This is a genomic window from Streptomyces capoamus (assembly GCF_014654935.1).
GTDB lineage: Bacteria > Actinomycetota > Actinomycetes > Streptomycetales > Streptomycetaceae > Streptomyces > Streptomyces capoamus.
The window spans coordinates 23,732-30,266 of the sequence record NZ_BNBF01000037.1; the positions used below are offsets into that span (position 1 = coordinate 23,732).

6 protein-coding genes are annotated in these 6,535 nt (G+C 70.4%); 3 read left to right on the forward strand and 3 right to left on the reverse strand.

Annotation, left to right across the window (positions count from 1 at the left end; translation table 11 throughout):
• From IE312_RS43295 to IE312_RS35355, 3 genes are all read left to right on the forward strand, one after another.
• A partial coding sequence (locus IE312_RS43295) for a DUF6230 family protein (protein ID WP_229900826.1) occupies positions 1-258 on the forward strand: 258 nt, incomplete at its 5' end.
• 117 nt (positions 259-375) lie between these two features.
• A complete protein-coding gene (locus tag IE312_RS35350) occupies positions 376-966 on the forward strand; it encodes a DUF6114 domain-containing protein (RefSeq protein ID WP_189986382.1) in 591 nt (196 codons plus the stop codon).
• Positions 956-2,446, forward strand: coding sequence for a hypothetical protein (locus tag IE312_RS35355; protein WP_189986384.1), 1,491 nt, complete (start codon positions 956-958; stop codon positions 2,444-2,446). The genes IE312_RS35350 and IE312_RS35355 overlap by 11 nt, the downstream gene beginning before the upstream one ends.
• A 97-nt stretch (positions 2,447-2,543) precedes the next feature.
• Here IE312_RS35355 and pyk read toward each other — a convergent pair whose 3' ends face one another.
• The 3 genes from pyk to pta all read right to left on the reverse strand — a co-directional run.
• Positions 2,544-3,971: a pyruvate kinase gene (pyk, locus tag IE312_RS35360; protein ID WP_189986386.1), complete on the reverse strand. Its 1,428-nt coding sequence runs from the start codon at positions 3,969-3,971 to the stop codon at positions 2,544-2,546.
• A gap of 84 nt (positions 3,972-4,055) precedes the next feature.
• Complete coding sequence (locus IE312_RS35365; protein WP_189986387.1) at positions 4,056-5,267, reverse strand: acetate kinase; 1,212 nt, start codon at positions 5,265-5,267, stop codon at positions 4,056-4,058.
• Positions 5,264-6,535: phosphate acetyltransferase (pta, locus tag IE312_RS43300; RefSeq protein WP_229900827.1), on the reverse strand; the 1,272-nt coding region annotated here is incomplete at its 5' end. The genes IE312_RS35365 and pta, both read right to left, overlap by 4 nt.

Here is a 6,535-nt window from a genome sequence, read left to right on the forward strand (position 1 = left end):
ATCTACATCGACGTTGCCGACCTGAACGCCGACGCGGTCTTCGACAACATCGACATCGGTGTGGCCGCCAAGGACGCCTCCAAGGGTCCGGGCATGAAGGGCGGCGGCGAGCAGGCCAACCCCTTCGGCTTCGCCCAGCAGGCCGACAAGGCCACGCTGTCCGACGTGAAGCAGACGGCGTGGGCGACCACGGCCGGCACCTTCAAGCTGAGCGGCCTGAAGATGTCGGTGTCGACGGGTGTCAAGGAGTGCTACTAGGCACTCGCTGACGGGCGGGGGAGCCGGTGGCGCCCCCGCCCGTCCACTCTCCGGCCGCGTTCCCACACGCGGCACTCATCACCACCACAGCAACGCCGCACCAGGGAGCTGTTTTCCATGAGCGCCGAGACTCCTGCCGCCGCACCCGGCCAGTTCACCCGCCGGAGGCTGCAGTTCCGCGCCTGGCGGGGCACGCGTCCGTTCTGGGCCGGTCTGTTCGTCATGCTCGGCGGCTTTCCGATCATGTACTTCCCGTACGCCCACCTCCAGCTCGGCCATCTGACGCTGGCGATGGCGACCACCGCGGGAGCCGGGTCCCTGATCATCGGTGTGCTGCTCATCGTGCTGGGGATCAGCCTGTGGTTCCAGAAGCACGTACGGACCTTCGCGGGCGTCGCCGCGATCCTGCTCGCGCTGGTGTCCATCCCGGTGTCCAACTTCGGTGGTTTCGTCGTGGGCTTCATGCTCTCCCTGATCGGCGGAGCGATGGCCGTGGCCTGGGCGCCGGGCGCGCCGCCGCAGGAGCAGCCGCCGGCCGAGGCCGCCCCGGGCGAGGGCGGCGCCCCCGACACGGCCCCGCTGCCCCACCAGGGCGCGGACCCGGTGGCCGACACGGGCCCCGCCGGGCCCTACAAGGCGCCCTGGGAGAACGACCTGTCAGGAACGAGCCCGGCCAACGGGGCGAACGGGAGGCACAGTGCCGGCTGACGAGGCGACCCGCGGGACCGACGTGGACGGGTCCCGCGCGAGAACCGGGCCCCGCCATGCGGCCCCCAGGAAGCCCCTGTTCACCAGGTTCCACATGCCGGCCGGCAAGGCCATAGCCTCCGTGGCGATGCCCACGGCGGTGCTCATGGGCATGGGCTTCACCTCCACGCTCGCCCTCGCCGACAACAACGGCAGCCCGTCCCCGTCCACGTCGGCGAAGAGTCTGACGGCCGACGAGTACAAGGACTGCGTCAAGGCGCTGGACGGCGACAAGAACCCCTCGGCCTCGCCCTCGCCGTCCGCTTCCGAGAGCAGCGCGGCCCCGTCGCCGTCGAAGACCGCCGAAAGCGGCTCGTCGCAGGATGCGGGCAAGACCTCGACCTCGGAGCCGGGTTCCGGCGGTGACACGGCCGGGCCCGAGCCGACCGCGACCTCCGGTTCCTCCGGGTCGGATTCCGGCTCCGGTGGCTCGGACTCCGGTTCCTCCGGGTCGGGTTCCGGCTCCGGTGGCTCGGACTCCGGGTCGTCCGGCCAGGGTTCCGCCCCCGGCGGTACGGCCACGCCGACGCCCACGCAGACCCAGGGCGGCGGCGGGAACGTCCTGGACACCATCGGCGACACCGTCGGTGACACCGTCGGTGACATCCTCACCGGCGGCAAGGACTCCGGCACGGCGTCGCGGACCGCGGCCCCGGCACCGTCCGCGTCGCAGTCGACGGACGCCGCCGGCGGCACCTCGTCCACGGGCACCGCGTCCCCGGACACCCCCTCGACGGACACCACGTCGGGCGGCGGCAAGGGCACCGGGGCCTCCGACACCGTGCAGGACACGGCGAAGAAGGCCACCGACACGGCCGGGAAGACGGCGGGCAAGACGGCCGGGAAGACGGTCAAGGACACCACCGGTACCGCCTCCGGGACCGGCAAGGACGCCACCGGGACGGCCGGCGACGCGACCGCGACGGCCACTCCGAGCCCGTCCGCGAGCGAGTCCGCCTCCGCCGAGGACTGTCCGGTCGCCACGGACGACGAGGGCGGCGTCGACAACAAGGTGCCGGTGGCGGACGACCCCTGGTACCTGAACGCCAGCTCCCTGCTGCTCAAGGGCGCCGACTACCAGGGCATCGTCAAGGTGAAGACGGCCAACGGCACCACCAAGAAGGTGCTGAAGTACGTCATCTCCGGCGGTACCGACATCGGCGACCTGCACCAGACGGTGCAGGACAAGCAGGCGGACAAGACGTACCACGTCCAGGCGGCCAAGGGCTCGACGTCGACCATCACCGGCGGCGACACGGTGATGTACACCGAGAGCATCTCGGGCAACCTGTTCGGGCTGATACCCGTGACCTTCAGCCCCGACAGCCCGCCCCCGCTGAACATCCCGCTGATCTACTTCACCCACGTCAAGGTGGTGCAGGCGGCCCAGTTCGGCGGCAACCTGCACGTGCCCGGCATGCACCTGTACACGACCGACTGAGCGGTCGCACGAACCGGTCCGGGAGCCGCACGGCACCGAGGGCGCCCCCTGTCGCAGGGGGCGCCCTCGGTGCCGTTCGAAGCTCGTACCGGACGGATCAGCCGCCCTGGTTGCCCAGCTGGTGGACGCGGAGCATGTTGGTGGTGCCGGGGACGCCGGGGGGCGAGCCGGCGGTGATGATGACGGTGTCGCCGGCGTCGAAGCGGCCCAGCTTGGCGATCTCCTGGTCCACCAGGTCGACCATCTCGTCGGTGGTGTTCACGAACGGCACGATGTGCGACTCCACGCCCCAGCTGAGGGTCAGCTGGTTGCGGGTGCCCTCGTCCGTGGTGAAGGCGATGATCGGCTGGGTCGCCCGGTAGCGGGACAGGCGGCGCGCGGTGTCACCGGACTGGGTGAACGCGATCAGGCCCCGGCCGCCGAGGAAGTCGGCGATCTCGCAGGCCGCGCGCGCCACGGAGCCGCCCTGGGTGCGCGGCTTCTTGCCCGGCACCAGCGGCTGCAGGCCCTTGGACATCAGCTCCTGCTCGGCCGCGGTGACGATCTTCGACATGGTCTTGACCGTCTCGACCGGGTAGGCGCCCACGCTGGACTCGGCCGACAGCATGACGGCGTCGGCGCCGTCCAGGATCGCGTTGGCGACGTCGGAGGCCTCGGCGCGGGTCGGACGGGAGTTGGTGATCATCGACTCCATCATCTGGGTCGCGACGATCACCGGCTTGGCGTTGCGCCGGCACAGCTCGATCAGGCGCTTCTGCACCATGGGGACCTTCTCGAGCGGGTACTCGACGGCGAGGTCGCCACGGGCGACCATCACGGCGTCGAACGCCGCGACGACGTCCTCCATGTTCTCCACCGCCTGCGGCTTCTCCACCTTGGCGATGACGGGGACGCGGCGGCCCTCCTCGTCCATGACGCGGTGGACGTCGTTGACGTCCTTGGCGTCGCGGACGAAGGAGAGGGCGACCATGTCGCAGCCCATGCGGAGGGCGAAGCGCAGGTCCTCGACGTCCTTCTCGCTCAGCGCGGGCACGTTGACGGCCGCGCCGGGCAGGTTGATGCCCTTGTGGTCGGAGACGACACCGCCCTCGATGACGATCGTCTTCACCCGCGGGCCCTCGACGTCCAGGACCTTCAGCTCGACGTTGCCGTCGTTGATCAGGATCTGGTCGCCGCGTGAGACGTCACCCGGCAGCCCCTTGTACGTCGTACCGCAGATGTGCTTGTCACCCGGCACGTCCTCGGTCGTGATGACGAACTCGTCACCGCGCTCCAGCTCGACCGGGCCCTCGGCGAAGGTCTCCAGACGGATCTTCGGGCCCTGGAGGTCGGCGAGGACACCGATGGGACGGCCGGTCTCCTTGGAGGCGGCCCGGACGCGGTCGTACCGCGCCTGGTGCTCGGCGTGGGTGCCGTGGCTGAAGTTGAACCGGGCCACGTTCATGCCCGCCTCGATCATGGCGACGAGCATCTCGTGGGAGTCGACCGCGGGGCCGAGAGTACAGACGATTTTCGAACGGCGCATGGGGCGATCCTATCGGTTTGTTTCGCAACGGAATATTCCGTCTGGCGGAAGATACAAATGAGTGGCACACCGCTCAGGTGCTATTCAGTTGTTCTTTCCCACCAGTGCGTAGGTCTGCGTCGCGATCTCCAGTTCTTCGTCGGTCGGCACCACGGCGACCGCCACCCGGGCGGAGTCCGGCGAAATCAGCCGCGGCCCGCCGCCGCGCACGGCGTTGCGCTCCGGGTCGACCGCCAGGCCCATGCCCTCCAGGCCCGCGATCGCCGCCTCCCGCACCGGGGCGGCGTTCTCGCCGACCCCGGCGGTGAAGGCCACCGCGTCCACGGTGCCGAGCACCGCGTAATAGGCGCCGATGTACTTCTTGAGCCGGTGAATGTAAATGTCGAAGGCGAGTGCGGCCTCTTCGTCGCCCGCGTCGATCCGGCGGCGGATCTCCCGCATGTCGTTGTCCCCGCACAGACCGAACAGACCGCTCCTCTTGTTCAGAAGAGTGTCGATCTCGTCCATGGACATATCCCCAACACGCGCCAAATGGAAGATGACGGCCGGGTCCAGATCACCGGACCGCGTACCCATCACCAGCCCCTCCAAGGGGGTCAGCCCCATCGAGGTGTCCACGCAGCGGCCCCTCTCGACCGCGGATGCGGAGGCGCCGTTGCCCAGGTGCAGCACGATCACGTTGACCTCGGCCGGGTCCTTGCCCAGCAGCCGCGCGGTCTCCCGGGAGACGTAGGCGTGCGAGGTGCCGTGGAAGCCGTAGCGGCGGATCCGGTGCCGGTCGGCGATCCTCGGGTCGATCGCGTAGCGCGCCGCGGACTCCGGCATGCTCGTGTGGAAGGCGGTGTCGAACACGGCGACCTGGGGCAGGTCGGGGCGCAGCCGCTGCGCGGTGCGGATGCCGGTGAGGTTGGCCGGGTTGTGCAGCGGGGCGACCGGGATCAGCCGCTCGATCTCGGAGAGCACCTCGTCGTCGATGACGGTGGGCTCGGTGAAGAACATCCCGCCGTGCACCACCCGGTGCCCGATCGCGGCCAGTTCGGGGGAGTCCAGGCCCAGGCCGTCGCGGCCCAGCTCCTCGGCGACCGCCTTCAGGGCGGCGTCGTGGTCGGCGATGGGACCGCTGCGCTCCCGCTTGTCGCCGCCGGTCAGGCAGGTGTGCTCGATGCGGGAGGTCTGCTCGCCGATGCGCTCGACCAGGCCCACCGCGAGCCGGCTGCTGTCCCGCATGTCCAGCAGCTGGTACTTCAGCGACGAGGAGCCGGAGTTGAGGACGAGGACACGGGTGGGTGAGGTCACTGCTGGGACGCCTTCTCGCTCGGGGACTGGGCGGAGTTCTGGGCCTGGATCGCCGTGATGGCCACGGTGTTGACGATGTCCTGGACGAGGGCGCCCCGGGACAGGTCGTTGACCGGCTTGCGCAGGCCCTGCAGGACCGGGCCGACGGCGATCGCGCCGGCCGAGCGCTGCACGGCCTTGTAGGTGTTGTTGCCGGTGTTCAGGTCGGGGAAGATCAGCACGCTGGCCTGCCCGGCGACCTCGGAGCCGGGCAGCTTGGTCGCGGCGACGGACGGTTCCACGGCCGCGTCGTACTGGATCGGCCCCTCGATCTTCAGGTCCGGCCGGCGCGCGCGGACCAGCTCGGTGGCCTGGCGCACCTTGTCGACGTCGGCGCCGGACCCGGACGTACCGGTGGAGTACGACAGCATCGCGATCCGCGGCTCCACGCCGAACTGCGCGGCCGTGGCCGCCGACTGGACGGCGATGTCCGCGAGCTGCTCGGCGTCGGGGTCCGGGTTGACCGCGCAGTCGCCGTAGACCAGCACCTTGTCGGCCAGGCACATGAAGAACACCGACGAGACGATCGAGGAGTCCGGCCTGGTCCTGATGATCTCGAAGGCCGGGCGGATGGTGGCCGCGGTCGAGTGCACCGAGCCGGACACCATGCCGTCGGCCAGGCCCTCTTGGACCATCAGCGTGCCGAAGTAGTTGACGTCGGAGACGACGTCGTAGGCCAGCTCCACCGTGACGCCCTTGTGGGCGCGCAGGGCCGCGTACTTCTCGGCGAAGGCGTCCCGCAGCTCGGCGGTGGCCGGGTCGATCAGCTCGCTGTCGCCGAGGTCGATGCCGAGGTCGGCCGCCTTCTTGCGGATCCGGTCGGCCGGGCCGAGCAGGGTCAGGTCGCACACGCCCCGGCGCAGCAGCACCTCGGCCGCGTGCAGCACCCGCTCCTCGGTGCCCTCCGGCAGGACGACCCGACGCTTGTCGGAGCGGGCCTGCTCCAGCAGCTTGTGCTCGAACATCATCGGGGTGACCCGGTCGCTGCTGGGCGCGGAGACCCGGCGGGCCAGGTCCGCGGTGTCGGCGTACCGCTCGAACAGGCCGAGCGCGGTCTCCGCCTTGCGCGGGGTGGCCGCGGTCATCTTCCCCTCCATGGAGAAGAGCTGCTCGGCGGTGGGGAAGCTGTTGCCGGCCACCGAGAGCACCGGGGTGCCCGGGGCGAGGCGGGCGGCGAGGGTGAGGATCTCCTCGCTCGGCACCTCGTTCAGGGTGAGCAGCACGCCGGC